Source organism: Pseudomonas marvdashtae (assembly GCF_014268655.2).
In the GTDB taxonomy this organism is placed as follows: domain Bacteria; phylum Pseudomonadota; class Gammaproteobacteria; order Pseudomonadales; family Pseudomonadaceae; genus Aquipseudomonas; species Aquipseudomonas marvdashtae.
This window is the reverse complement of sequence record NZ_JABWQX020000001.1, coordinates 1,320,715-1,347,605: the sequence shown is the minus strand read 5'-3', so window position 1 is coordinate 1,347,605 and position 26,891 is coordinate 1,320,715. Positions and strand designations below refer to the sequence as shown.

Here is a 26,891-nt window from a genome sequence, read left to right as displayed (position 1 = left end):
GCTCGCCGGGGCGATCAGTTGCGGGAAAAGTCGACGAAAGTGTCGATGACCTGGTCGATCTGCCCCGCGCTGACGTCCATGTGGGTCACCATGCGCAAACGGGGCGCGGCACTGAGCTTGATGCCACGTTCCGCGGCGAATGCCTTGATCGCCTCGGCCCGCTCGCCAAGCTGTGCGTAGACCATGTTGGTCTGCACGGGCTCGACGTCATAGCCTGCCGCACGCAAGCCGTCGGCGAGCCGCTGGGCATTGGCGTGATCATCGGCCAGGCGCTGGACCTGATGCTCCAGGGCATACAGCCCCGCCGCCGCGAGGATCCCGGCCTGGCGCATGCCGCCACCGACCATCTTGCGCAGCCGCCGGGCCTTGCCGATCAGCTCGACGCTGCCACACAGTACCGAGCCAATGGGCGCACCCAGGCCCTTGGACAGGCACACCGACACCGAATCGAAATGCTGGGTTATCTCGCGCGCGTCGACGTTCAGCTTGACCGCGGCGTTGTACAGGCGCGCGCCGTCCAAGTGCAGCGCCAAGCCGTGTTCCTCGGTGAAACGCCGGGCCCGGGCCAGGTATTCCAGGGGCAGCACCTTGCCCTGCATGGTGTTTTCCAGGGCCAGCAGGCGGGTGCGGGCAAAGTGGAAGTCATCGGGTTTAATCGCCGCAGCCACGTGCGTCAGGTCCAGCGAGCCATCGGCCTGTACCTCGAGAGGCTGGGGCTGGATCGAACCGAGCACCGCCGCACCGCCCCCTTCGTATTTGTAGGTGTGGGCCTGCTGGCCGACGATGTATTCGTCGCCGCGCTCACAATGAGCCATCAACCCCAGCAGGTTGCTCATGGTGCCGGTCGGCACGAACAGCGCCGCCGCGAAGCCCAGGCGCTCGGCAAGTTCGGCTTCGAGGCGATTGACGGTCGGGTCTTCACCGTAGACGTCGTCGCCCGTTGGCGCATTGGCCATGGCATCGAGCATGCCGGCGGAAGGTTGAGTCACCGTGTCGCTGCGAAGGTCGATAACGCTCATGAATCTGGCCTCGGGTTCAGATGGGGGAATGCCCTTTCGGATGACAATTACTGCGGGCATGGCGATGAATAATCAAGCCAGTTGCCCATGCGTTGCACCGAAATATGTGTTAAAAATCCTCCGCCGCCAACCACGGCGACAAAAACGTTCTCAGGGCGGGGTGCAACTCCCCACCGGCGGTAATTGCGCGCAATGCGCATAGCCCGCGAGCGCTTGGCACTCACCACTTTCTTGCGGTGCAGCGACAAGGTCAGCAGACCCGGTGCGATCCCGGGGCCGACGGTCATAGTCCGGATGAAGAGAGAACGGGATTGACACCCAAGGGCCGCCTGCGACTGTCTTGTGCGCGGCGTACCCTCGAATCCCCTTCGATTCATGACGCCCTGTTTTTCACACAAACAGGAACCAGAACATGCAACCCACTGCAATCGACAGCAAAACCAAAACCCATCCGGGCGAGCGCGTCGCGTTCATCCAGGCCTGCTGGCACAAGGAAATCGTCGACCAGAGCCGTAAAGGCTTCGTCGCCGAGATGATCAGCCAGGGTTATCAGGAAAGCGACATCGACTTCTTCGAGGTTGGCGGCGCCTTTGAAATTCCGCTGCACGCCAAGCTGCTGGCAAAATCCGGCCGGTACGCCGGCATCGTTGCTGCAGGCTTGGTGGTGGATGGCGGCATCTACCGTCACGAATTCGTCGCCCAATCGGTGATCAGCGGCCTGATGCAGGTCCAATTGGAAACCGAAGTGCCGATGTTCTCGGTCGTGCTCACGCCACATCACTTTCATGCCGGCGAAGAACATCAGAAGTTCTTCTTCGAGCATTTCGTGCACAAGGGCCAGGAAGCGGCGAAGACCTGCGCTGATACGCTGCACAAGACCCGGGCATTGCGCCGCAGTGAGCAGCGCGCCCTGGCAGTCTGACGCCGATTCGATCGTGGGGGCGGACTTGCTCGCTCCCACGACCGAGTCAACGCTGGATTCAGGCCAGGTTTTCGTCCGTCGCCGGCACGATCAGAATCCCGGCACGCAAGCCATTCTTGACCTTGGGGTTCGGGAAGATGATCCGGGCCCCCTCCTCTTCGATCACCCAACGAGTCTGGGCGATGTCCTCGGCCAGCACATAACCTTTTTCAAGCTCGGAAAAATTCTCGATGTCCGCCGGCAAGTTCAGGCGGAAGCTATCGCTGTGCTTGATGACTTCCCGGGCGACGCTGAACAGTTGCAAGCCATCGAGCCCTTCATCCAGCTCCGGCTCGTTGCCCTCAATGATCTGTTGCAGGCGGGTTTCCAGCAAGCTGACGTTAACCCCGTTGTTCTGTCCGAACGGCCGGGCCTTGCCCAATTCGAGGGTGAAAGACTCGGCGCCGAGCTGATCGTAGGTGTAGGCGCTGAAGACGATGGACGGCTTGTTCTGCAGCAACACCGCCTCCATGCCCGCCGCGCGCAGGCGCGCCAGTTCGCGACGTGAATGCGGACGGCCTTCCTTCCAGGGATACAGGGCGAACTGCTCGATCTTCGAGCCACGAATCGCAGTGTGCAGGTCGTAATGCAGACGGCTGCGGTCCGGCACGCTGAAGAAACTCGCGGCCAGTCGTTCAAGTTCACACGCTCGCAACGCTTCGGGGCCGCCGCTCAATTCGTGGCGACCGTTGAACAGCCGGTTGACGTCCTGCTCGACGAAGCGCTCTCCACGACGGATGGCCTCGGGGTTGCCGAACAGGAACAAAATGCGCGCCCGAGGCTTCAGGTCGCCGCGGGCAATGCCATGAAGCAGGCGGTCGAGCAATTCGATCGGCGCGGTTTCGTTGCCGTGGATTCCGGCCGATAGCAGCAGGTCCAGGCCGTTATCCCAGGCTTCGGGCGGCTTGACCTCAAGCGCGCCCTCGCTCAACCAGCGCATCCGTACGCCTTCGACAGTCAGTTGAGTCTTCTCCGCCGGTTCACGGCCGGCGAGCGTCAGTTCAAGCAGTTTGCCGAGGGCGAGCATAGCGCGGGTTCCTTAATGGTCGTGGCCGCAATCCGGGCCATGGACATGGTCATCATCGCCGACGTCGGCCGGTTCCATTTCCAGTTGCAGGCTGACCAGGTTGGTCGCCAATGGACGCAGCAGCAGGTTGGCGTATTCCTCATCCCCTTCTTCGACGTCGACGCCGATCAGCAACTGGCCGCGGCCATCCTGCTGGATCCACAGTTCCTTGCCTTGCCACATCACTGCGACGCGCGTGCAGGAAGTTTCCAGTTGCGTGCCGTCGGTGTCTTCAAGGATCAGCTGCAGGGTATCGCTCATGTCTTTACATTCTCGTCTGGGGATAAGGCAACGCGCCCTGCTTTGACTGTAGTCAGGTCGCGCGCGCTTTCAATTGATCTGGAAGGGATAAACCGAGCCAAGTTTAAGGATTTGTGTCAGTTCATCCAGTGCCGACCGACATTCAAGCAGCAATTGCGGGTCCGCCAGGTCGTTTTCGGTCATCCGGTCGCGGTAGTGGCGATCGACCCAGTGGGTCAGCGAATCGTACAGCGGCGCGGTCATGATAACCCCTGGATTCACCGCCGCCAGCTCGGTTTCGTTCAGCGCCACGCGCAACCGCAGGCACGCCGGGCCACCACCGTTCTGCATGCTTTGCTTGAGGTCGAAGACCTTCACTTCGCGGATCACGCCGCCAGCGCCGGTCAGGCCTTGCAGGTATTGCCAGACGCGTTCGTTGCCGCGGCATTCCTCCGGCACGATCAGCAGCATCGAACCGTCGGGACGCGACAGCAATTGGCTATTGAACAGGTAGGAACGCACCGCATCATCGACGGTAACGGCCGAACGCGGCACGCACACCGACTGGAATTTCCCACCAACCTTGGCAAGTTTGCTGCTCAGTTCGGCCAGCATCTTCTCGGTCTCGAGGAATGCGTCCTCGTGATAGAACAGCACCTCGCCGTTGCCCACCGCGATTACATCGTTGTGGAAAACGCCCTGGTCGATCACCGCCGGATTCTGTTGGGCGTACACCACGCCCTCTTCGCTCAAGCCATGCAGGCGGGCGACCGCGCGGGACGCCTCGAGGGTCTGGCGCGCCGGGTATTTGTGCGGCGATGGATAACGGCTGTCGAAAGCACTGCGACCGAACACAAAGAATTCGACACCAGCCTCACCATAGGCGCGGCAGAAACGCGTGTGGTTGGCCGCGCCTTCATCGCCGAACTGCGCCACCGCCGGCAAGGCAGCGTGATGAGCGAAGTGCTGCTGGTCGGCAAACATCGCTCCGAGCACACGGCTGGTGGTCGGGTGTTCGATGCTGCGGTGGTATTTGCAATTGAGGTTGGCGGCGGTGAAATGCACGCGGCCGTCGGCGGTGTCGGCACTTGGGCTGACGGTGGCGGCATTCGCGACCCACATGCTCGAGGCCGAGCAACTGGCGACGAGCAGCGGCATCGCTTCCTTCGCCGCCTGCTGGATGACCTGGGCATCGCTGCCGGAAAAACCCAACCGACGCAGGGCCCCCACGTCCGGACGCTCCTGTGGCGCCAGCACACCTTGCTGGAAACCCATTTCCATCAGCGCCTTCATTTTCGCCAGGCCCTGCAGCGCCGCTTCCTTGGGGTTGGACGACTGCTGGCTGTTGCTCTGGGACGCAACGTTGCCGTAGGAGAGCCCGCCGTAGTTATGGGTCGGCCCCACTAGACCGTCAAAGTTGACTTCATAGGATTTCATCAGCGAGGCTCCACGAGAATCTGTTTTTTATAGGCATCAATAACAACTACGGCGCGGCTATCGCGAGCGAACCCGCGATAGCGGTTTTACGCCATCCGCACACCAGGCGTCAGGCTCGCCGGCATGACCAGGCTTGGGGTTTCCAGCGAGGCCACCGGATAAGCGCAATAATCCGCCGCGTAATAGGCACTCGCGCGATGGTTGCCCGAGGCGCCGACACCGCCGAACGGCGCGCTGCTGGCGGCACCGGTCAGCTGTTTGTTCCAGTTGACGATACCTGCACGACTTTGCAGCCAGAACTGTTCGTAGCGCGCTTGCGAATCCGACAGCAAGCCGGCGGCCAAGCCATATTGGGTGTTGTTGGCCTCGCTGATCGCTGCTGCGAAATCCTTGTAGCGGATGACTTGCAGCAGCGGCCCGAACAGTTCCTCATCGGGGCGCTCGGCCACGGCAGTCACATCGAGAATCCCCGGCGTCAGCAACGCAGCCTGTGGCTGGGGCTGGGTCATGGCCAGCAACGGCGCCGCGCCCTTGCCCAGCAAATGATTCTGCGCATCCATCAGCGCTTTCGCCGCGCCCAAGGACACCACCGAGCCCATGAACGGCGCCGGCTGCTGGTCGAAGGCGCCCACCTCGATGGTCGAACTGACTTGCACCAGGCGCTCAAGCAAGGCATCGCCCCACGCCCCTTCCGGCACCAGCAGACGGCGTGCGCACGTGCAGCGCTGGCCGGCGGAAATGAAGGCAGACTGGATGATGGTGTAGACCGCCGCATCGACGTCGGCCACCTCATCCACCACCAGCGGATTGTTACCGCCCATCTCCAGCGCCAGGATCTTGTCCGGCCGACCGGAAAACTGTTGATGCAGCAAATTGCCGGTGCGACTGGATCCGGTGAAGAACAGCCCGTCGATCCCCGGTTCCGCCGCCAGGGCGATACCGGTTTCCCGCGCGCCTTGCAGCAGGTTCAGCACGCCCGCTGGCAGGCCGGCCTCGACCCAGCACTTGACCGTCAGCTCGGCGACTTTAGGCGTCAGCTCGCTGGGCTTGAACAACACGCAGTTGCCTGCCAGCAGCGCGGGCACGATGTGACCGTTGGGCAAATGGCCGGGAAAGTTGTAGGGGCCGAACACCGCCACCACGCCGTGGGGCTTGTGGCGCAGCACGGCGGTGGCGTCGCCCAGCGGGCCGCTCTTCTCGCCGGTCCGCTCGCGGTAGCTCTGCACCGAAATTGCCACCTTGTTGATCATGCTGGTGACTTCGGTGGCCGATTCCCACAGCGGCTTGCCGGTTTCCTCACCGATGCAACGGGCCAATTCGTCAGCATGAGTCTTCAGGTTGCCGGCAAACGCTTCCAGTACCTGGATGCGTTCATCCAGCGAGCGCCGCGCCCAGTCCGGGAACGCCTGGCGCGCCGCCTGCACAGCGGACTCCACCTGCGCGGCCGTGGCGCCTTTGCCAGACCACAGCACCTGTTGGGTCACCGGGTTCAACGACTCAAAGACGTCGCCCTGGCCTTCCAGCCAACTTCCAGCGATGTACAGCGATTTCATTATTTCGACTCCCGAGCGGCAGACAACGCCACGGCACGCACTTGATCGCCGGCGTTGAGTTGAAGACGTTTGGCGGTCAGCGGATCGACCACCAGTGTGCCCGCGGCGAAGCGCGCCGGTGCTGCGGTGATGCGGCAGTCTTCACGCTTGCGGTTATGGATGAGGAACGGCGTGGCGTCATCGCCCGGCGTGCCGATGGCCAGCACCAACGCCTGGCTGTCGCGAATCGCGCGGATCTTGCCGGTCTCGCATTCGACGGCCGGGCCGGCATCGAAGATGTCAACGTAACCCTGGTAGCTGAAGCCCTCGCTCTTGAGCATCGACAGCGCCGGCTCCGTGTCAGGATGAACCTGGCCAATCACGGCCCGGGCATCTTCGGACAGGAAGCAGGTGTACAGCGGGAACTTGGGCATCAGCTCGGCGATGAAGGCTTTGTTGCCCACACCGGTCAGGTAGTCGGCCTGGCTGAATTCCATCTTGAAGAAATGCCGACCCAGGCTTTCCCAGAATGGCGAACGGCCGTTATCGTCGGACATGCCGCGCATCTCGGCGATGATCTTGTTGCCGAACAGCTGTGGAAATTCGGCGATGAACAACAGACGCGCCTTGGCCAGCATCCGGCCATTGAGGCCACTGCGGAAGTCGGCGTGCAGGAACAGCGAGCACAGCTCGGAATTGCCGGTCAGGTCGTTGGCCAGGAACAACGTCGGGATTTCCCGGTAGATGTTCAGTTCCTGGGAAGCGCTGACCGTCAGGCCGACCCGGAAATTGTACCAGGGCTCACGCAGGCCCACGGCGCCAGCGATGGCGGAAATGCCGACCACGCGGCCGTCATCGTCTTCGAGCACGAACAGGTAGTCCGCATCGCCGCGCCCGGCTTCGCCGCGAAAGGTCTTCTCGGCCCAGCCGACCCGATGCGCCAGGCGCTCTTCGTTGGCCGGCAAGGTGGTCAGGCCGGTACCGGTGCTGCGGGCCAGGGCGATCAGAGCGGGTAAATCGCTGCTGCGTACAGGACGAACGATCATGCTATCTCCTCAAACGGGCCGCTCACGCCACCCGCGAAACTCAGCTTAAGGCGTTAAACCGCTACCAGGCGCACGCTGGCGCCCTCGCCGACGCCCAAGGCTTCGGCCGCTTCCATGTCCAGGGTCACTGGCTTGCCCGGCGCGTAATCGAGCTCAAGCAGCACGGCGCGGTAATCCTGCAACTGGGCGTTGGCCACCAGGTATTGGCGGCCGGCACCCTTGACCGGCTCGCCGATCTTGACCGGCACCACGCGGCTCTGGGCAATCGAACGGATGCCCGAAACGCGCGCATGCAGGGTCGGGCCGCCGTCGAAGATATCGATGTAGTGATCGGTCTCGAAACCTTCGCGCATCAGGATGTCGAAGGTGATCTGCGCCCGTGGATGAACCTGGCCCATGGCTTCCTGGGCGGCATCCGGCAACAGCGGCACATAGATCGGGTAATGCGGCATCAGCTCAGCAAGGAAGGTGCGGCTTTTCAGCCCGCACAAACGCTCGGCGGCGGCGTAGTTGAGGTCGAAGAAGTTGCGGCCGATGGCGTCCCAGAACGGCGAGTCGCCATTCTCATCGCTGTAGCCGACGATCTCGGTCACCACCGAGTCGGCGAACCGCTCCGGATGGCTGGCGACGAACAGCAGGCGGCCGCGGGAATTAAGCTCCGCCCACGGCGACCCGACCAGTTCCGGCACCACGTAGAAACTCGTCAACAGGCTGTTGCCGGTCAGGTCGTGGCACTGGGAAAGGACGTGGATCTTGTTGTGGATCTTCAGCTCGCGGGACGCATGGACGAAGGTCTCGTTGCGAAAACTGTAGAACGGCTCGGAATAGCCGGCCGACGCGACGATGGCCGAACAGCCCACCAACTTGCCGGTGGCGGTGTCTTCGAGGACGAAGAAATAACTCTCCTCGCCGTTGAAACTGACTTCGGCGGAGAACGAGGCTTCGCTTGCGGCGATCTTGTCGCTCAGGCGTTCCACGTCATCCGGCAAGGAAGTGACACCGATCGGACTGTCCGCAGCCAGACGCTGTACCTCGCCCAGATCAGCCATTTGCGCGGGGCGCATCACCAGCATGGTGTCACTCCTTAACTTGAAATAAACGGGTCGACCGCGAGGCCGATACACAGAGAAAAAATACTCAATGAATGAGCGGCAGCGCGCCGCTCATTCATTGGAGTCGGTTCGGACTGGCGAATCAGGCTTGCGTCAGCTTCGCCGCGGCCCGCTCGAAACGGTCCAGGCCGGCGTCGATGTCGGCGTCTTCCACCACCAGGCTCGGCGCGAAACGAATCACGTCCGGGCCGGCTTGCAGGATCATCAGGCCTTCCTGCTCGGCGGCGTTGAAGATGTCCTTGGCCTTGCCCTTCCAGGCGTCGTTCAGCACGCAACCAATCAGCAGGCCCAGGCCACGCACTTGGGTGAACAGGCCGTACTTCTCGCCGATCTGCTCCAGGCGCGCCTTGAACTTATCGTGCTTGGCGTTGACACCCTTGAGCACCTCGGGGGTATTGATCACATCGATCACCGCTTCGGCCACCGCACATGCCAGCGGGTTGCCGCCGTAGGTGGTGCCGTGGGTGCCGACGACCAAGTGCTTGGCCAGCGCTTCGGTGGTGAGCATCGCGGCAATCGGGAAACCACCGCCCAGGCTCTTGGCGCTGGTGAGGATGTCCGGGACCACGCCGTAGTGCATGTAGGCGAACAGGTGACCGCTGCGGCCCATGCCGGTCTGCACTTCGTCGAAGACCAGCAGCGCGTTGTGTGCATCGCACAGATCGCGGGCGCCTTGCAGGTAGGCCAGTTCGGCCGGCAATACACCGCCCTCGCCCTGGATCGGTTCCAGCACCACGGCACAGGTCTTGTCCGAAACAGCCGCTTTCAGCGCCGCCAGGTCGTTGTAAGGAACGTGGGTGATGCCGGTAATTTTAGGCCCGAAACCGTCGGAGTACTTCGACTGCCCGCCAACGTTGACGGTGAACAGCGTGCGCCCGTGGAAACTGTTGAGCGCGGCAATGATTTCGTATTTCTCGCTGCCGAAACGGTCGAACGCAACGCGACGGGCCAGCTTGAAGGCGGCCTCGTTGGCTTCGGCGCCGGAGTTGCAGAAGAACGCGCGCTCGGCAAAGGTTGCGTCAATCAGCTTATGAGCCAGTCGCAGCGCCGGTTCATTGGTGAATACGTTGGACACATGCCACAGCTTGTTGGCCTGTTCAGTCAGGGCGCCGACCAGCGCCGGATGGGCATGGCCGAGTACGTTGACTGCGATACCGCCAGCAAAATCGATCAACTCGCGACCGGACTGGTCCCACACGCGGGAACCGGCACCACGCACAGGAATAAAGGCAGCAGGTGCATAGTTGGGAACCATCACCTGGTCGAAATCGGCGCGTTGTACCGCGGCTTGCTCAACGGACATCGGAGTCTCCTGAAGAGGAACACCCGCCTGGAACTGGCGAGCTTGGTAAGGATTGTAAGGACAGTTTTCGGCCCGGCCTTGCCGCCAAGCGACAACTTCTTATAGCGCCAACCCACGTTTTGCGCGGGTTTACGGCAATGCGACAAATAGCGTCGCAAAGGCGCAGTTTAAACGTTGCCGGTGTATTTGAGGCGCCTGCATCCACATTTCCCTCGGCCATGCAAAGCACACCCTGTGGCGAGGGGATTTATCCCCGTTCGGCTGCGCAGCAGTCGTAAAAGCTGCCAACCGTTTTATTCCTGACCCAACGCGTTGAATGGGGCTGCTTCGCACCCCAGCGGGGATAAATCCCCTCGCCACAGGGTTACATGCCCTACTTATAAAGGGGTTGCGCCAGACCTAGCCCCGCTCGGACGGCACCGAGGACAATTCGAACGGGCTGCTGCTGCGGCGCTGGTTGCGGTCTTCCCGTGGCGTGGCGCCGAAGAAGTTGCGATAGGCGCTGGAGAAATGCGGCCCCGAGGAGAACCCGCAGGACAGGCCGATCTGGATGATGGATTTGCTGGTCTGCATCAACATCTGCCGCGCCTTGTTCAGGCGCAGCTCCAAGTAATACTGGCTCGGCACGCGGTTGAGGTATTGCTTGAAGATCCGCTCCAGTTGCCGGCGCGATACGCACACATGCTGGGCGATTTCGTCGGTGGTCAGCGGCTCTTCGATGTTGGCCTCCATCAGCAGCACCGCCTGGGTGAGCTTTGGATGGCTGGAGCCGAGGCGGTTCTGCAACGGGATGCGCTGGCGCTCGCCGCCCTCGCGAATGCGCTCGACCACCAGCTCTTCCGACACCGCACCCGCCAGTTCCGCACCGTGATCCCGGGCCAGCACCGCCAGCAACAGGTCGAGCACCGACATGCCGCCGCAAGCGCTCAGGCGATCACGATCCCAGTCAAACAGGTGGCTGGTGGCGATGACCTTGGGAAAGCGCTCGGAGAAATCGTCCTGCCAGCGCCAATGCACGGCGGCGCGATAACCGTCAAGCAAGCCCAACTGAGCCAGCGGATAGACACCGGCAGACAGGCCACCGATGACACAACCGGCACGCACCAGTTGCTTGAGTGCACTGCTCAGCGGCGAGGCCAGCGCGGTCGGTGGCTCATCCGCCAGCAGGAACAGCTTCTGCAAGCCCTCGAGCTTGCCGGCCCAAGGCTCGCCCGGTAACTGCCACGCGCCTTCGGCTGGCGGCTCGGCTTGCAGGAACGACAGTTCGTAGACCACGTCCGGATGCACTCGCTGAGCAACGCGCAAGGCCTCCTCGGCCAGCGCCAGCGTCAAGGCTTTTGTGCTGGGCCAAATCAGGAAACCTATTCGATGGGCAGTCATGGCGGGCAATCCGAAGCAAAAACAGTGTTAAAGCCAAAAGCGGCTGCAACCAAATTAGACCATCTGGCGCATGGCGCGCAGCATGATCCAAATCAGGTGCGTAACGGGAGCAATTACTTGAGGCTGCCCGACAAGAATTGTTGCAGGCGCTCCGATTGCGGATTGACCAGCACTTCGCGCGGGTTGCCGCTTTCTTCGACGATGCCTTTGTGCAGGAACACCAGTTGGTTCGACACTTCGCGGGCAAAACCCATCTCATGCGTCACTACCACCATGGTCCGGCCTTCCAGGGCCAGGGCCTGCATCACCTTGAGCACGTCGCCCACCAGCTCCGGGTCAAGGGCCGAGGTCGGCTCGTCGAACAACATCACCTCAGGCTCCATCGCCAGCGCACGGGCAATCGCCACGCGCTGCTGCTCGCCGCCGGACATGTGACCCGGGTAGGCGTCCTTGCGGTGCGCCACGCCGACCTTGTTCAAATAGTGCTCAGCCTTTTCGCGAGCCTCGGCCTTGGCCACGCCCAATACATGCACCGGCGCTTCCATGATGTTTTCCAGCGCGGTCATATGGGACCACAGGTTGAAATGCTGGAACACCATCGACAGCCGCGAACGCATGCGCTGCAACTGCTTGGGATCCGCGGCCTTCATGGCGCCATCCTTACCGGCGACCAGCTTCAGCTCTTCGTTATTGAGCAGGATCTTGCCGGCATGGGGCTGCTCAAGCAAGTTGATGCAACGCAGGAAGGTGCTCTTGCCGGAGCCACTGGAGCCGATGATGCTGATCACGTCGCCAGCGGCGGCTTTCAGGGACACGCCCTTGAGCACTTCGTGACTGCCATAGCGTTTATGCAGGTCTTGGACTTCAAGCTTGTACATGCGGTCGGTTCTCACAAAACGTCAATCGTTGAGCAGTCGATCGGATCGATGCGTTATCAGTGCTTGCGCGGGGCCAGGTAACCCAGCCAGCGGCGCTCGGCCAACTTGAACAGGCGCACCAGGATGAAGGTCAGGCACAGGTAGAAAACGCCGGCCGTGATGTAAGCCTCGAACGGCAAGTAGTACTGCGCATTCACCGTGCGCGCGGCACCCGTGATGTCGATCAGGGTCACGATGGACGCGAGACTGGTGGTCTGCAGCATCATGATCACTTCGTTGCTGTATTGCGGCAGCGCCCGGCGCAGGGCCGACGGCAGCAGGATCCGGCGATACAGCTTGTAGCGCGACATGCCCATGGCCTTGGCCGCCTCGATCTCGCCGTTGGGCGTGGCCCGCAGGCTGCCGGCGATGATTTCCGCGGTGTAGGCGCTGGTGTTGATGGCGAACGCCAGGCACGCGCAGAACGTCGCGCTGGACAGCCACGGCCAGAGGAAGCTCTCGCGCACGGCTTCGAATTGCGCCAACCCGTAGTAGATCAGGAACAACTGCACCAGCATCGGCGTGCCGCGGATCACGTAGGTGTAGAGCCACGCCGTCATGTTGACGATCGGCTGCTTAGACACCCGCATCAACCCCAGGGGCAGCGCGGCCAACAGACCAAAGAACAGCGACAGGGCCAACAGCTTCAGGGTGGTGAGCAGGCCGCTGAAGTACAGCGGCAAGGCTTCATAGATGACGTTGTAGTCGAAGATCATAGATCAGCCGCCCTTACGCCTACCGAGTAGCGCTTCTCAAGGTGACGCAATGCCAACAACGAGACACTGGTAATCACCAGGTACATCGCCGCCACTGCCAGGAAGAAGGTGAAAGGTTCGCGGGTGGCATCCGCCGCCTGCTTGGCCTTGAACATCATGTCTTGCAGGCCCACCACCGAAATCAGTGCAGTGGCCTTGGTCAACACCAACCAGTTGTTGGTGAACCCGGGGATCGCCAGGCGAATCATCTGCGGAACCATGACCCGGAAAAACACTTGGAACCCATTCATGCCATACGCCAAGCCCGCCTCGGCCTGCCCCTTGGGGATTGCCATGAATGCACCGCGAAAAGTTTCCGACAGGTAGGCACCGAAAATGAAACCCAGGGTGCCGATGCCGGCCGCTAGCGGATTCAGGTCGATGTAGTCGTCATAGCCGAGCATTGGCGCGACGCGGTTGATCAGGTCCTGGCCGCCGTAGAAGATCAGCAGGATCAGCACCAGGTCGGGAATGCCCCGGATGACCGTCGAGTACAGGTCGCCCAGCCACGCCAGCCAACGCACCGGCGAGAGGCGCAACGCGACACCAATCAACCCCAGGACGATGGCCAGGGCCATGGACGACAAGGCGAGCTGAAGCGTCAACCATGCGCCATCGAGGATGACAGCCCCGTAGCCTTTCAACATGATTCAGGTCCTCGAAAGTGGGATGAAAAAATGGCGCAAACCGCAGAGATCCTGTTGCTTGCGCCATTTCGCACGAGTGGCGGGACGTAATTACTTGCCGTAGATATCGAAGGCGAAGTACTTGTCCTGGATTTGCTTGTACTTGCCGTTCTCGCGAATGGCAGCGATTGCGTCGTTGATTTTGCCTTTCAGCGCATCGCCCTTGCGAACCGCGATACCGATGCCATCGCCGAAGTATTTCTCATCGGTGAAGGCCGGACCGACGAACGCAAAGCCCTTGCCCGCGTCAGTCTTCAGGAAACCGTCATCAAGCAGCGTAGCGTCGGCCACGGTGCCGTCGAGGCGGCCAGCGGACACGTCCAGGTAGATCTCGTTCTGCGAACCGTACGGCTTGATCTCGGCACCCAGCGGGGCCAGGACTTCACGGGCGAAACGCTCGTGGATCGAACCGCGCTGCACGCCGATGTTCTTGCCCTTGAGCTCAGCCAGGCCGTCGCTGACCTGGGTACCGGCCTTCATCACCAGACGAGCCGGGGTGTTGTAGTACTTGTTGGTGAAATCAACGGACTTCTTGCGATCTTCAGTGATCGACATGGACGACAGGATCGCGTCGATCTTGCGCACCTTGAGCGCCGGAATCAGGCCGTCGAACTCTTGCTCGACCCACACGCACTTGACTTTCATCTCTTCGCACAGCGCATTGCCGATGTCGTAGTCGAAGCCGACGATGCTGCCGTCCGGGGCTTTCGAGGCGAACGGAGGGTAAGCCGCTTCAATACCGATCTTCAGCGGTTTTTCATCGGCGAAGGTCGGCAGGGACAGCACGGACAGTGCCAGGGCGCCAAGCAGCACAAGTTTCTTCATCTTGGGACTCCATCGGTAAAGGGCGAAAACGGCAGAGTGAGCAACAGCCCAATATGCGAATGGGTGGAACGAACTTTGGTGCTGCGTCCTAGGAAGCTCACGTTTATTCAACGCAAGCCACGACGAGCGAGTGATCGGCATTCTAACGACAGGCCCGAAGCCGATATTTCTTCAATGCGACAACAAATTACAGAAGCACCGAGAAAGCTGTTCGAGCACATTGACAGCCCCGCAAAATCATGCAAGAGCAAAAGAAAGGGAACCGATCCATGCTGCAAATAGCGGGCCCATTATTCGCAAACCCTTCTAATCCGGCAAGCACAGCGTGTCGGCTTGTTTTCCGAGACGCCTGGAGCCGCCCTATATCGGGGCTTGGCGTTTCACATCGCCCCGTTGTGGCGCCTTCGGTTACACATTTCGAAACACCGGTAACGCTCGGAAGCATCTGACGACGAAGCTCGATATTTATTCGCAGACCATGCCAGCCACACACAAAACCCTGTGGCGAGGGAGCTTGCTCCCGCTCGGCTGCGCAGCAGTCGTAGGCCGGCCGATACGGTACGACTGAATAACCGTGGTGCCTGGTTTTCGGGCCGCTGCGCAGCCCAGCGGGAGCAAGCTCCCTCGCCACAAAGGCGCTCCCACTCCCGGCTCACATAGTGCGCGCCAGCGACCATAAAAAAAGCCCCACCCGGCAAATACCGGGCAGGGCTTTTCGGTGTTACTGGTGACCGTCAGGCCACGTTCATGGTCTTGTGCGTCTCGATCAGATGCGCCACCACACCCGGATCGGCCAGGGTGGAGATATCACCCAACCCGTCATACTCCGCCGTGGCGATCTTGCGCAAGATACGGCGCATGATCTTCCCGGAACGGGTTTTCGGCAGCCCTGGCGCCCACTGGATCACGTCCGGCGAAGCAATCGGCCCGATCTCCTTGCGCACCCAGTTCTTCAGCTCCAGGCGCAGGGCCTCGCTGGTTTCTTCGCCGGCGTTGAGGGTGACGTAGACATAAATGCCCTGCCCCTTGATGTCGTGCGGCACACCCACCACCGCCGCTTCGGCGACTTTCGGGTGGGCGACCATGGCGCTTTCGATCTCGGCGGTGCCCATGCGATGGCCGGACACGTTCAGCACGTCATCCACCCGACCGGTGATCCAGTAGTAGCCGTCTTCGTCGCGACGCGCACCGTCACCGGTGAAGTACATGCCGCTGAAGGTCTTGAAGTAGGTATCGACAAAACGATCATGGTCGCCGTACAGGGTACGGGCCTGGCCTGGCCAGGAATCGAGAATCACCAGGTTGCCTTCGGCGGCGCCTTCGATCAGGTTGCCGAGATTGTCCACCAGCGCCGGCACCACGCCAAAGAACGGACGCGTGGCCGAACCCGGCTTCAACGCCGTGGCGCCTGGCAGTGGGCTGATCAGCACGCCACCGGTTTCGGTCTGCCACCAGGTGTCGACGATCGGGCAACGCTCCTTGCCGACATTCTTGTAGTACCAGCCCCATGCTTCCGGGTTGATCGGCTCGCCCACCGATCCCAACAGGCGCAGGCTGCTGCCATCGGCGCCTTCGACGGCGGCGGTGCCTGAGGCCATCATCGCGCGGATGGCGGTCGGCGCGGTGTAGAGAATGTTGACCTTGTGCTTATCGATGACCTTGGCCACCCGGGTGATGTCCGGGTAGTTCGGCACGCCTTCGAACATCAGTGTGGTCGCGCCATTGGCCAGCGGGCCGTAGACGATATAGCTGTGACCGGTGACCCAACCCACGTCGGCGGTGCACCAGTAGACCTCGCCCGGCTTGTAGTCGAACACGCGCTCGTGAGTCAGCGCCGCGTAGAGCAAGTAACCGGCGGTGGTGTGCTGCACGCCCTTGGGCTTGCCGGTGGAACCGGAGGTGTAGAGGATGAACAGGGCTTCTTCGGCGCCCATTTCCTTCGGTGCGCAAACGGTGCCGGCCACCTTCATCAGGTCTTCGTACCAGATGTCCCGGTGCTGGTTCCACTTGATGCCACCGCCGGTGCGCTTGCACACGATGACTTTCTGGATGCTGCTGGTTTCCGGGTTGGTCAGCGCGTCATCGACGTTGGCCTTGAGCGGGATCTTCTTGCCGGCGCGAATGCCTTCGTCGGCGGTGATCACCACTTTGGATTTGCAGTCGATGATCCGGCCAGCCAGCGCTTCAGGGGAGAAACCGCCGAACACCACCGAGTGAACCGCTCCAATCCGGGCACAGGCCAGCATCGCGACCACGGCCTCAGGGATCATCGGCATGTAGATGGTCACCACGTCGCCGCGATGCACGTCCTGGCCGCGCAGGGCGTTGGCGAACTTGCAGACTTCTTCGTGCAGCTCGCGATAGGTGATGTTGCGGCTCTCGGCAGGGTCATCGCCTTCCCAGATAATCGCAATTTGATCGCCGCGCTCGGCCAGGTGACGGTCGAGGCAGTTGTAGGAAACGTTCAAGGTGCCGTCGGCGAACCACTTGATGTCGACATGGTGATCGTCGAAAGAAGTCTGTTTCACCGTGGTGAAAGGCTTGATCCAGTCGAGGCGCTTGGCCTGCTCGCGCCAGAAGCCATCCGGGTTGACGACCGACTGCTGGTACATGGCTTTATAGGTCGCCTCGTCAGTCAGCGTATTCGCCGCTACCTCGGGACGAACGGGATACACAGAAGCCGCACTCATCTTTCTTACCTCGGTGACAATAGTTGTTTTTGTATGGTTCCGTTGTAGCTTGGGGCGGGCCTATAGAACCATTCGACGATGGTAGTAACAAGTCCCTACAAAATGTCGGTACTAACGTGCAACTGCGCCCTGGAAACGCTCCTTTGCGAGAACCAGCTTGCTCGGGATCCGCCAGGGTCTTAGCGCTTCTTGAGCCGATTATTGCCAGAACGATCAATAGTGTTTATCAAAACCGAGCCTGTTTAGCCCTGCCCTCGTCTCCTAAAATCAGCCTCGCCAACCGGCAACAAAGATTGACGCAACACAGCCCCCACGAAGGCCGTTGATCGAACTTTCCCAACATCTGTTCCACACGCAGCCCCAAAAAGGCTGCGTGACCCAACTCGACCTCAAAAGGTGAAATTCAAATGAAAGCTTTATGGGTTCTGGTCCTCGGCAGCCTTTGCGCCACCGCAATGGCTGGCGAAACCCCACTCAATGCCGCGCAGCAAAAACCGGCGATTGAGGACTACAGCTACTCCACCCACCTGGACGTTGCCAAAGTCATCTCCATGAGTACGATCCCGGACGTCTGCGAAGTGGTCCCGGCCCAAATGGAATACGCCGATTCCAACGGGCAGCGCCATATCCTGCGCTACCGCGTCATGGGCAACGGCTGCTCCGCCGATTGATCACAACTGGCGTTTTCCAAGGCCCGATTCCGGTCGGGCCTGGTTGTGTCTGGAGCAACAAAAAACCCTCATAAACCACAACATGTAGTGCAGAACCGCAAAAACCGATCATTTTCTGATCAAAAATATCCGTCCTCCAACCCATGCAAAAAAAATCTTCAACGGCCAAAGCCTTGTAAACCCTCGCTCCCACGGGGATATCTCCCCCGCCACCTCTTCTGTGAGCTATTTCGCCGCACCACGTAGGCAAAAAAGTCCTTATAATGCCGCCTTATACGGGCCTGCAATATTCCCTTACAGGGGTCAAAGCCAGCCTGAAGCCCACGCAACGGTCGACACGCCGGTGCGTTCACAGCCGCTTCAGTGAATCCGTACATTTTTCTGTTTATTGCCTGCGTCAGCTGCTGCAACAAACGATTTTCCAAGATCCACCGCGGCCAGTAGGCCTTTCAATGGGCATCTGGCCCTCACGCAGGAGACGACACGTCATGCTGAGCTGGGACGAATTCGACAAAGAAGACGGCGGCGAAGTCGCGGTAAAAGGCGCCAACGCCGGCCACGCTTCTGAAGCCAACATGGACCGCCTCGACAGCGCCGGCGGTGCCGCCGCGCTCGAAGCCCGCGCCGTGACGGCCAGCGACTCGGCCGCGATCATTCGCGCCAAGGCCGCCCTCGACAAACTCGACGTTGCCGAAGGCCTCGCCGAACTCGAAGGCGCCTCCGCCCGTGTCGCCGTCGATGAAAAGCGCATGATCAACTGCCGCGCCGACCTCAACCAGCTCGTGCCTTTCAAGTACGACTGGGCTTGGCAGAAGTACCTGGACGGCTGCGCAAACCACTGGATGCCGCAAGAAGTCAACATGACCGCCGACATCGCCCTCTGGAAAGACCCGGAAGGCCTGACCGACGACGAACGCCGCATCGTGATGCGCAACCTGGGCTTCTTCTCCACCGCCGATTCCCTGGTTGCCAACAACCTGGTCCTGGCCGTGTACCGCCTGATCACCAACCCGGAGTGCCGCCAGTACATCCTGCGCCAGGCTTTCGAAGAGGCGATCCACACCCACGCCTACCAGTACTGCATCGAATCGCTGGCCATGGATGAAGGCGAGATCTTCAACATGTACCACGAGATCCCATCGGTCGCGAAAAAAGCCGCCTGGGGCCTGAAATACACCCGTTCGATCTCCGATCCGAAGTTCGAAACCGGCACCCCGGAAACCGACAAAGAGTTGCTGCGCAACCTGATCGCCTACTACTGCGTCCTGGAAGGCATCTTCTTCTACTGCGGCTTCACCCAGATCCTCTCCATGGGCCGCCGCAACAAGATGACCGGCGTCGCCGAGCAGTTCCAGTACATCCTGCGCGACGAATCCATGCACCTGAACTTCGGCATCGACGTGATCAACCAGATCAAAATCGAAAACCCACACCTGTGGGATGCCGAGATGAAGGAAGAAGCAACCCAGATGATCCTGCAAGGGACCCAGCTGGAAATCGAATACGCCCGCGACACCATGCCTCGCGGCGTACTGGGCATGAACGCGGCGATGATGGAGGACTACCTCAAGTTCATCGCCAACCGTCGTTTGTCGCAGATTGGGTTGAAGGAAGAGTATCCGGGGACGACGAATCCGTTCCCTTGGATGAGCGAGATCATGGACTTGAAGAAAGAGAAGAATTTCTTTGAGACGAGAGTTATTGAGTATCAGACGGGTGGGGCTTTGAGCTGGGATTGATTTGAAAGAAAAATCCTAGGCTCCACGCGTAACTAAAAACCCCGTGAAAACGGGGTTTTTGTATTTCTACGGGGCCAAAACTGCGTTTAACTCTGGGACCGGTACGCTACCTTTACCCTACGCAAAACTCAGAATCGTTCCGTATTGACGCCGTATCGCCTCGTTACCTATCTTGGTCGCAGGTGCCTAAGAAACGCCCAACGTAGTAGCTAATCGCCGAACATAGAACCGCGTACTGTCTAAGGACATTTGCAGTTCTGTGTGAAGAAGAAGCTAGTTGGGATTTCTTACATCCTCTACGTCGGGCTCGCGCCATACCCTTCTAACGTAGAGGTCGTTATGCCCACGAAAACGCAGCTCTGTTCTCCGTGTACCTCGGAGACCCATCATGTCTGATGCTTACATTCCGGCGGTTTTTACCCGTCACAACGTCCATCTTCATGCCCTCTTGGTTGAAAACCAGGCCTGGTTCAGCGCCTCCGATTTGGGTCGCTTGATGAGCAAGCACCTCGATGAACGCATGACCCGCAAGCTTGACGCTGACCAGCGCCGGATGATGCTCGTGCATGTCCACGGCTTGACCGAAGAGCGCCTGATGCTGAGCGAGTCGGGCGTCTATGCGTTGCTGGTTTATCACTACTGCCCTGAGTATCGATTGCTGCGTGAGTGGATCACGCATCAGGTAGTGCCTACCCTGCGGGATGAACGCTACTCGCATAAGGTGGAACGGCCGATGTTGAGCGTGTTGGATTGACCGAAGATGTCGCTCTGCATGCTGCACTGGCAAGATGAGCCTTGGATTCGCTTGCGGGATATGCCGGCGGTGCTGGTGGATGATCCGTTTAGCCAGCATGAATCCTGGTGGCGGAAAGCCTCTCGGGTTTTGCGAGGGTTTTGAGCATTCAATCTTAGCTGCCGTCCGTGTTCGGGCGGCGGTTTTTTGTTGGTTATATGGAATTGGGGCTGCTACGCAGCCCAGCGGGAGCAAGCTCTCATGGAACAAATTGCAACTATCTGATTTTTAAGGCTGAAAATACATATCGATCGTTCCCATGCTCCTGCGTGGGAATGTTGCCAGGGACGCTCCGCGTTCCGCTTCTGGAAGGTGACGCAGAGCGTCACGGGATGCGTTCCCACGCAGAGCGTGGGAACGATCAAAAACAGATATGTCGTAGACGGCGCTCCAGTTCCCTGCGCGACAGCGCAGCGTCGAAGACGCGGCGGCCGGTCCCTCGCCACAGTTCATATCAGGGCGCAGCGTGGGCGGCAGGCTTGATGGCCGGATTGATTTTGGGAGTCGCGAGCAAATCCACACACAGGGATTTTGTGGTGTGTTGAAACTTCGGATGCATCCCGCCCTGCCCTTCGGTATTAATACACTTCCTCTCACGGACCCGAGCCCCGATGAAATTCGATACCGCCTACTGCCTCAGCCTCGATGCCAAGCTTTCGATCTATGACGTTCGGGATTTGAATTTCGATGAGACCATGGCCTTCGATTCGGCGAAGGAGCGCTTTCAATGCCCCAACGATGTCTGTCGGGCGGCGTTTGATGAGGAGAATCGGCTGACGACGTTCAACGCCAAGAACGTCAATTACATCCGCACGCCGCATTTCAAGAACCAGCCTACTACCCGGCATATCGAGGGCTGCCCTTATGTCAGTCCGAAAACGCCGGGGTTGGGTGTAGAGAGTGGCGAGGCGGAAACGGATGACGGCCGCGAGGAGCATTTTCCGTCGGAGCTGTTGCTGACTCGGCGTCAGTACGTACGCAAGCCTTCGGATCTGCCGAAGGATGTTGACGCGACTCGACCTACGCCCCCCACCCTATCGTCCCACGGCGATGACGCCCAATCCGCCCAGGACTCGACACCCGACAAGACCAGCGTCTTCGCCCACCCGGTGGAGTGTTTCGTCTCGAACTTCGCGGACAAGGATCTGCTCAAGAGCAAGCTGCTGAAGATTGGCGAGCACACGGCGCCCTATGGGTCGTTCTTCAAGAAAATTGATTACTTGCAGGACAACAAGGGCTTGATTTACTGGGGCAAGATCAAGGAGATCAAGGATTATACGCTGAGCTTTCGCATCGATTTCGAAGCAAAGGTCTGGTTCAAGCAACCGGACGAGGCGAAGAAGAAGCCTTACTCGGTCAACGTTTACCTGAGCAAGAAGCTGATCGATAACTACCGCAAGCGCAAAGCGTTCCTGGCAGAGATCAAGCATGCCATCGACAGTGACGCGCCGTTGTATTGCTTCTTTTATGGCGTCACGCCGGAGTTGAAGCAGGTGCCGAGCAAGAAAAACCCCGAAGAAACGTTCGGGGTGTTCAGTGCCAATATCGAGAATCTGGATCACTTCATTATTCGGGAGGCGCCGGGGTTGGCCGATAAGTGATTTCGCCTTAGGCTAGCTGTAGCGCTACGCCTTCTTCATTGCGCTTCTTGAGCAAGTTGCCGTTCGTACGCCCGCATCTCCCGCTTCACTTCCATGCGCCGCTCACGTGCGGCCTGGGCGGCGGACTCATCCAAACCGCCATAACGCCGCAACCAGTGAACGATCATTTCCTCGTCCGGGTAGTAATAATCCTTATGCCCCTTACTGCTTCTGGGGGTGTCGTTCATATTGCCGTCGAAGCGGCCTGCAGAGAACTCATCAGAGGGTAACGTGCCCCATTCGGCGGCACAGTCCTCAAAAATCCAGGAAATCTCGTTGAGGTGCTTTTGCGCACCACGGTGGCCACGTTTATAAAAGATGTACTCACGACAACTTTCCTGGAAGCGCTCCATCATCGCTTCATCATCGACCCAGCGAAGAAGGTCGTGCTGCCCCGCGTGACGCATCAGGCCATTGATCCATCGTTCGGAAAAACGCTGAACAAAACCTTCAACGTCCGCTTTTTTAGCCCCGGCGAAAATCATGCAGTAACGGGTTCGCACGTGGATGACGAACAACACCTGTTTGCGTTGCACAGTGATCACATGAACCAGACATTGTTCGTCGAGCTCACCCAGCTCATCGTCCTCGATAACAGGTGATGGTGGTTTCTCTACCGGGGTGACTTTCTTACCTTTGCTCACACGGCTGAAAAAGTTGCTGGCCGCTTCGGTGCAGTTGAAGATCAGCATTCAAATTCTCGGAAATATTAGAAACGCTAGGCGTCGTCGGCCCATTCAATCTCGAAGGGTCGGCGAACAGCGTCAGAGACCCTTTCACGTAACTCTTCACTCAGAACCGTCAATTCTTGATCGCTCAGCAGGTCGTACGCAATCCGCAATCTCAAAGATAAAGAGATGTCTCGATGTCGACCTACGTTGAACGCCACCGCCAAGCTCTTGTCCCGATCTCGCATGAGGCCTTAGAGCGTGCGGTATCGAGCGTGAGCTGATAAGGCTTCGTTCTGAGCCACCGTCTGGGCATCCGAAAGAACGCCTTGGCAGAAGCGTTCCAACGCCAGCTCGCTGAGCTCGTTGTAATGCTTCCAGTCACTGTCGGATATCGACATGCCACCCTCCTTCAACCAGACATCGAGCAACGCTGCATGGAGATTTTATTGTATTGATATGCCCAGCATCACAACGACCAACAATCCAATATAGACCCAGGCATGAACCCCATCCGGCATCCGTCCGATCCATGGCGTTGCCAGACGAATCCCCACTAACGCGCCGAGTGTCAGCACAGCGAACGCCATCAAGTCGACGTAACCGACAAACCGCGGCCCCAAATCAAACTCGGCAACCCCGGCCATAGCCATGTAAGTCAGTGTCCCGGCCACCGCAACCGGCAAGCTCAACGGGTTAGCCATGGACGTCGCGCGCGACATGTTCAGCCCGCAACGGCGCAATAACGGCACCGTCATGACGCTGCCGCCCACGCCCAGAAAAGTGGCGATGGTGCCGATGCTGATCCCGCCCGCCGAGACCTCTGCCCAGCCCAATCGGCGTGGGACTACGGCGTCAGACTGTGTCAGAAAACCGCGTCGGAACAAGCAGTCCAGAATGGTCACGCCCAAATAAATGATGAAGGCATAGCGAATGACTTCGCTACTTGCCCACATCGCGGCAACAGCTCCGACGATAGCGCCCAGGCCGATGAAGCCGCCCAACGGCCACACGTAGTGACGAATGATGTTCCCAGCGCGGTGATGCTTCACGGTGGCGATCAGTGAGTTGACGATCATGACGCAGGTCGAGGTAGCCACGGCAATGTGCATTGCAGATTGGCCGATGGGGTCGTCGGCACCGTGGCTGACGGTGAGCATGCGGTACAGCAAGGGCACCACGACGAATCCGCCGCCGAAGCCAAACAACACGGCCGTCACGCCACTCAGGCAGCCGAAGCATAAAAGCGATACATAAAACATCAAGGCGAATCCGGGAAATGGAAAGGCCTCACGATAGGGACGCGACGCTTGGCCCGCTGTAGCAAACAGGCCAATAATGTTCGCGTTTACGCCAATCATGAGTGGCCAACCGATGCGCAACAGTTCGATCGATCTCTTGGATGCGATACCCCGGAGCGTGGTTGCCATCGGCACCGATTACGCTCATGGGCAAGTGCTGCCGTTGCATCGCCATCGCCGCGCACAATTGCTCTACGGCGCCACCGGGGTCATGCGGGTCAGCACGGCGGACGGCAACTGGGTGGTGCCGCCGCAACGGGCGGTGTGGATCCCGCCCGGGGTTGCCCATGAGGTGCTGATGCTGGGCGTGAGTACACGCAGCTTGTACATCGAACCGGACGCGGTAACTGCCATGGACACGCGGTGCCAGGTCATCAGCGTATCGCCCCTGATGCGTCAGTTGTTGATGGAAGCCGTCGAGCTTGCGCCGGACTACGACGAGGCTGGACGGGACGGTGCGTTGATCGATCTGCTGTTGCATGAATTGCTGCGCAGCGCCCACCTTCCGCTGCACCTTCCGCTACCCAAGGATCCGCGCCTGCTCAGCCTGTGCCAGGCGTTCCTGGAACGCCCCGACGCCCATGCCTCGCCCGTGGAATGGGCGGCGCAAGTGCATATCAGCCTGCGCTCGTTCAATCGCCTGTTCAGCCGGCAGACCACGTTGAGCTTCAGTCAGTGGCGGCAACAGGCGTGTGTGATGTCGGCGTTGGCCCGGTTGGCTGAAGGGGATTCGGTAACACGCATAGCCTTGGATCTCGGCTACGACAGCCCTGCGGCATTCTCCACGATGTTTCGTCGTGTCCTGGGTCACGCCCCAAGCGCCTGGCTGGAGAAGACCGCCGGTCATTGATCAAAAAATGAGATTGATCGGGATTCAAAACAACTGTACAAAAACACAGTGCTTTTTCATCCCACAGCTTTGGAGCCCCCCATGGCCTCTCTCGCAATCAAAACCACCCTGGAACGCATCGCTGTCTATCAATTCACCCCCGCTCACAGCCAGCAGGCCCGAGCCATGCTGGGCTGGAGTGTCGAAGAGCTGTCGCGACAGTCCGGCGTCTCGGTCCGGGCCATTCGACGCTTCGAGGCCGGTGGCGAGCTGCTTGACGTGACGCGCCTGGCGCTGGCCTTCCGGCTGGAGGCCGAAGGGTTGGTGTTCTTCCCGGGTTTCGCTCCGGGACGCGGCATGAATATCAAGGGCGCCACGCCAGATCCGATGGAGCGGCCGGACTACGCAATGATCGAATAAACGAGTCGGGGCGTCAGGCCATGCCGGTCTGGTTCTGATAAGCCGACGGCTCCACGTCCAGCCACCAGGCTCGGCCACGTTGCGGTTGCGTCAGGGTGAATGCTTCGCCCATTTGCGGCGTGGTGATGCAAACGTTGCGCTCCCAGGCGAGGGCCAAAATGCGGTCGAAGGGTTCATACCAGGCATGCATCGCCAAATCGAACGTGCCGTTGTGGATTGGTAGCAGCCAGCGGCCTTTGAGGTCGATGTGGGCCTGCAAGGTCTGCTCCGGCTGCATGTGGACATGCGGCCAATCGACGTTATAGGCGCCGGTCTCCATCAGCGTCAGGTCGAAGGGCCCGTATTGCTCGCCGATGCGTTTGAAACCGTCGAAATAACCGCTGTCGCCACTGAAGAAAATTCGCCTGTCGCCATCGATCATTACCCATGAGGCCCATAGCGTGCCGTTGCTGTCGAACAGGCCGCGCCCCGAAAAGTGTTGGGACGGTGTGGCAACGAATTCGATGCCCGCCACCTCGGTGCCTTGCCACCAATCCAACTGGCGCACCTTCCCGGCGTCGATACCCCATTTGACCAAGGTATCGCCCACGCCAAGCGGTGCGAGGAAATAGCGAGTCTTGGCAGCGAGTTTCAGGATGGCGTGCTGGTCGAGGTGGTCGTAATGGTCATGGGAAAGGATCACCGCTTCGATCGGTGGCAGCTCCTCGAGGCTGATGGGCGGCTGATGAAAACGCTTCGGGCCGGCCCACTGCACGGGCGAGGCGCGCTCGGAGAAGACCGGGTCGGTCAGCCAGAATTTGTCCCGTAGCTTGAGCAACACGGTGGAATGGCCGAGACGGAAGACGCTGTGGTTCGGCGCCGCCAGCAGAGCGGCGCGAGTCAACGGTCGAACGTCGATGGTGCCCGCGGGCCGCGTGTTGCGCGGTTTATGGAAGATCATGTTCCAGATGACGCGCAAGGTCGTGCCAAAACCCTCACGTGGCGTAACGGCATGATTGCGGTACTTGCCCTGTTCATGCCGCGATGAGCGATTTTCGGTCGAAGAAAAAGGTGTGGTCATGGTGCGATGACTCCAAGGGCGTCGGCACGTTGCGCTTCGCCGTTGTGGGACGCTGGATGGCTGTTGCGATGCGCGCACAGCCGCCCGACTGAAAAACTACACTACATGGTGTAGTTTCTAGATTGCATGAATCGCCTGGACAAGTAAACTGCCGGGTGTAAGTTCTTTTTTTCCTACCGACGAATGCCCATGACCGTACCGCAGCGCCTTACTGAGCGAAAACGCGAAGCCATCCTTCAATCCGCAATTGCGGAGTTTCGCAGCAGCGGTTTCGAGATCACCAGCATGGACAGGATCGCGGCGACTGCCGGCGTCTCGAAACGCACGGTGTATAACCACTTCCCCAGCAAGGAAGCGCTGTTCGCCGAAATTCTGAATCGACTATGGAACAGCATCACGGCAGAGCAGCTCACCCCGTACAGCCCGGATCAGCCGTTACGCGATCAGCTTCGAACGCTGCTTCAAGCCAAACTGCAGATGCTGGCGGACGAGAATTTTCTCGACCTGGCGCGCATCGCCATCGCCGCAACGATCCACTCCCCTGAGCGGGCCCAAGACATGGTTGCGCGCATGGGCGAGCGCGAAGAAGGCTTGGCCGTCTGGATTCGCATGGCCCAGGCCGCCGGCCGATTGAAACCAGTTGACCCGGCATTTGCTGCCCAACAGATGCACGGGCTGATCAAGACATTCGCGTTCTGGCCGCAGATTTCCATGGGGCAACCGAGCCTTGCATCGCCTGAACAGGCCCAGGTGATCGAATCGGCCTTGGACATGTTCCTGGCCTGTTACCAGCGCTGAACC

Annotated in this window: 25 protein-coding genes, 1 pseudogene and 1 riboswitch; of the genes and pseudogenes, 8 read left to right on the top strand and 18 right to left on the bottom strand. The window is 60.0% G+C overall.

All coding sequences use genetic code 11. From position 1 onward, the window contains the following. Positions 1 to 14: 14 nt before the first annotated feature. Positions 15 to 1,019 carry a low-specificity L-threonine aldolase gene (gene ltaE / locus HU742_RS06195; protein WP_186643688.1) on the bottom strand — a complete coding sequence of 335 codons (1,005 nt, stop codon included), beginning with the start codon at positions 1,017 to 1,019 and terminating at the stop codon, positions 15 to 17. A 142-nt stretch (positions 1,020 to 1,161) separates the two neighbouring features. Beyond that, a riboswitch (FMN riboswitch) is annotated at positions 1,162 to 1,330 on the top strand. 101 nt (positions 1,331 to 1,431) lie between these two features. On the opposite strand from ltaE, the gene HU742_RS06190 reads away from it, so the two are divergent. Next, positions 1,432 to 1,941: a 6,7-dimethyl-8-ribityllumazine synthase gene (locus HU742_RS06190; protein ID WP_186643686.1), complete on the top strand. Its 510-nt coding sequence runs from the start codon at positions 1,432 to 1,434 to the stop codon at positions 1,939 to 1,941. A gap of 58 nt (positions 1,942 to 1,999) precedes the next feature. On the opposite strand, the gene astE is transcribed toward HU742_RS06190, so the two are convergent. The 13 genes from astE to acs all read right to left on the bottom strand — a co-directional run bounded on the left by astE (position 2,000) and on the right by acs (position 16,969). Then, the gene (gene astE, locus HU742_RS06185; RefSeq protein ID WP_186635897.1) at positions 2,000 to 3,007 is read right to left on the bottom strand and encodes a succinylglutamate desuccinylase; all 1,008 of its coding nucleotides are present in this window, start codon (positions 3,005 to 3,007) and stop codon (positions 2,000 to 2,002) included. A 12-nt stretch (positions 3,008 to 3,019) separates the two neighbouring features. Next, positions 3,020 to 3,307 carry a hypothetical protein gene (locus tag HU742_RS06180; RefSeq protein ID WP_003178862.1) on the bottom strand — a complete coding sequence of 96 codons (288 nt, stop codon included), beginning with the start codon at positions 3,305 to 3,307 and terminating at the stop codon, positions 3,020 to 3,022. 69 nt (positions 3,308 to 3,376) lie between these two features. Continuing rightward, positions 3,377 to 4,723 (bottom strand): N-succinylarginine dihydrolase, encoded by a 1,347-nt coding sequence (astB, locus tag HU742_RS06175; RefSeq protein ID WP_186643685.1) that lies wholly within the window; start codon positions 4,721 to 4,723, stop codon positions 3,377 to 3,379. 86 nt (positions 4,724 to 4,809) lie between these two features. Next, positions 4,810 to 6,279 (bottom strand): succinylglutamate-semialdehyde dehydrogenase, encoded by a 1,470-nt coding sequence (gene astD / locus HU742_RS06170; RefSeq protein ID WP_186643785.1) that lies wholly within the window; start codon positions 6,277 to 6,279, stop codon positions 4,810 to 4,812. Then, positions 6,276 to 7,301: an arginine N-succinyltransferase gene (gene astA / locus HU742_RS06165; RefSeq protein WP_018612658.1), complete on the bottom strand. Its 1,026-nt coding sequence runs from the start codon at positions 7,299 to 7,301 to the stop codon at positions 6,276 to 6,278. Before astA ends, astD begins: the two co-directional genes overlap by 4 nt. 53 nt (positions 7,302 to 7,354) lie before the next feature. After that, complete coding sequence (aruF, locus tag HU742_RS06160) at positions 7,355 to 8,374, bottom strand: arginine/ornithine succinyltransferase subunit alpha (protein WP_186612266.1); 1,020 nt, start codon at positions 8,372 to 8,374, stop codon at positions 7,355 to 7,357. Between the two features lie 121 nt (positions 8,375 to 8,495). Beyond that, positions 8,496 to 9,716: an aspartate aminotransferase family protein gene (locus tag HU742_RS06155; RefSeq protein ID WP_186635888.1), complete on the bottom strand. Its 1,221-nt coding sequence runs from the start codon at positions 9,714 to 9,716 to the stop codon at positions 8,496 to 8,498. A 399-nt stretch (positions 9,717 to 10,115) separates the two neighbouring features. Then, positions 10,116 to 11,096 (bottom strand): transcriptional regulator ArgR, encoded by a 981-nt coding sequence (gene argR, locus HU742_RS06150; RefSeq protein WP_186635885.1) that lies wholly within the window; start codon positions 11,094 to 11,096, stop codon positions 10,116 to 10,118. 113 nt (positions 11,097 to 11,209) lie between these two features. Next, complete coding sequence (locus HU742_RS06145) at positions 11,210 to 11,974, bottom strand: ABC transporter ATP-binding protein (protein WP_053124413.1); 765 nt, start codon at positions 11,972 to 11,974, stop codon at positions 11,210 to 11,212. Between the two features lie 56 nt (positions 11,975 to 12,030). Beyond that, positions 12,031 to 12,729: an ABC transporter permease gene (locus HU742_RS06140; RefSeq protein ID WP_186635882.1), complete on the bottom strand. Its 699-nt coding sequence runs from the start codon at positions 12,727 to 12,729 to the stop codon at positions 12,031 to 12,033. Beyond that, entirely contained in the window at positions 12,726 to 13,415 is a 690-nt protein-coding gene (locus tag HU742_RS06135) for an ABC transporter permease (protein ID WP_186635879.1), read from the bottom strand. The genes HU742_RS06140 and HU742_RS06135 overlap by 4 nt, the downstream gene beginning before the upstream one ends. Before the next feature lie 90 nt (positions 13,416 to 13,505). Continuing rightward, positions 13,506 to 14,279, bottom strand: a complete 774-nt coding sequence (locus HU742_RS06130; protein WP_186643683.1) for an ABC transporter substrate-binding protein — start codon at positions 14,277 to 14,279, stop codon at positions 13,506 to 13,508. 734 nt (positions 14,280 to 15,013) lie between these two features. After that, positions 15,014 to 16,969: an acetate--CoA ligase gene (acs, locus tag HU742_RS06125; protein WP_186643681.1), complete on the bottom strand. Its 1,956-nt coding sequence runs from the start codon at positions 16,967 to 16,969 to the stop codon at positions 15,014 to 15,016. Between the two features lie 407 nt (positions 16,970 to 17,376). Between acs and HU742_RS06120 the strand changes: the two genes are divergently transcribed. From HU742_RS06120 to HU742_RS06105, 4 genes and pseudogenes are all read left to right on the top strand, one after another. After that, positions 17,377 to 17,640, top strand: a complete 264-nt coding sequence (locus HU742_RS06120) for a DUF2790 domain-containing protein (protein WP_186635870.1) — start codon at positions 17,377 to 17,379, stop codon at positions 17,638 to 17,640. Positions 17,641 to 18,128: 488 nt separating this feature from the next. Beyond that, positions 18,129 to 19,379 carry a ribonucleotide-diphosphate reductase subunit beta gene (locus HU742_RS06115; protein ID WP_186635867.1) on the top strand — a complete coding sequence of 417 codons (1,251 nt, stop codon included), beginning with the start codon at positions 18,129 to 18,131 and terminating at the stop codon, positions 19,377 to 19,379. 388 nt (positions 19,380 to 19,767) lie between these two features. Then, positions 19,768 to 20,277, top strand: a pseudogene (locus tag HU742_RS06110) (BRO-N domain-containing protein). Between the two features lie 506 nt (positions 20,278 to 20,783). Then, the gene (locus tag HU742_RS06105) at positions 20,784 to 21,773 is read left to right on the top strand and encodes a hypothetical protein (RefSeq protein WP_186643679.1); all 990 of its coding nucleotides are present in this window, start codon (positions 20,784 to 20,786) and stop codon (positions 21,771 to 21,773) included. 35 nt (positions 21,774 to 21,808) lie between these two features. Here HU742_RS06105 and HU742_RS06100 read toward each other — a convergent pair whose 3' ends face one another. The 3 genes from HU742_RS06100 to HU742_RS06090 form a co-directional block, all read right to left on the bottom strand. Beyond that, positions 21,809 to 22,504, bottom strand: coding sequence for a DUF6933 domain-containing protein (locus tag HU742_RS06100; protein ID WP_186635858.1), 696 nt, complete (start codon positions 22,502 to 22,504; stop codon positions 21,809 to 21,811). Positions 22,505 to 22,734: 230 nt separating this feature from the next. Beyond that, a complete protein-coding gene (locus tag HU742_RS26950; protein ID WP_346656860.1) occupies positions 22,735 to 22,881 on the bottom strand; it encodes a hypothetical protein in 147 nt (48 codons plus the stop codon). A 45-nt stretch (positions 22,882 to 22,926) separates the two neighbouring features. After that, positions 22,927 to 23,742, bottom strand: coding sequence for a sulfite exporter TauE/SafE family protein (locus tag HU742_RS06090; RefSeq protein WP_186643784.1), 816 nt, complete (start codon positions 23,740 to 23,742; stop codon positions 22,927 to 22,929). A 112-nt stretch (positions 23,743 to 23,854) separates the two neighbouring features. Between HU742_RS06090 and HU742_RS06085 the strand changes: the two genes are divergently transcribed. Beyond that, positions 23,855 to 24,631: an AraC family transcriptional regulator gene (locus HU742_RS06085; RefSeq protein ID WP_186635852.1), complete on the top strand. Its 777-nt coding sequence runs from the start codon at positions 23,855 to 23,857 to the stop codon at positions 24,629 to 24,631. Between the two features lie 81 nt (positions 24,632 to 24,712). Continuing rightward, positions 24,713 to 25,030 carry a helix-turn-helix domain-containing protein gene (locus HU742_RS06080; protein WP_186635850.1) on the top strand — a complete coding sequence of 106 codons (318 nt, stop codon included), beginning with the start codon at positions 24,713 to 24,715 and terminating at the stop codon, positions 25,028 to 25,030. A gap of 13 nt (positions 25,031 to 25,043) precedes the next feature. Here the strand turns inward: HU742_RS06080 and HU742_RS06075 are convergent, their stop codons facing one another. After that, positions 25,044 to 26,090 (bottom strand): MBL fold metallo-hydrolase, encoded by a 1,047-nt coding sequence (locus tag HU742_RS06075; RefSeq protein WP_186643677.1) that lies wholly within the window; start codon positions 26,088 to 26,090, stop codon positions 25,044 to 25,046. 189 nt (positions 26,091 to 26,279) lie between these two features. Between HU742_RS06075 and HU742_RS06070 the strand changes: the two genes are divergently transcribed. Further along, positions 26,280 to 26,888 (top strand): TetR/AcrR family transcriptional regulator, encoded by a 609-nt coding sequence (locus HU742_RS06070; RefSeq protein ID WP_186643674.1) that lies wholly within the window; start codon positions 26,280 to 26,282, stop codon positions 26,886 to 26,888. The last annotated feature ends 3 nt before the right edge of the window (positions 26,889 to 26,891 follow it).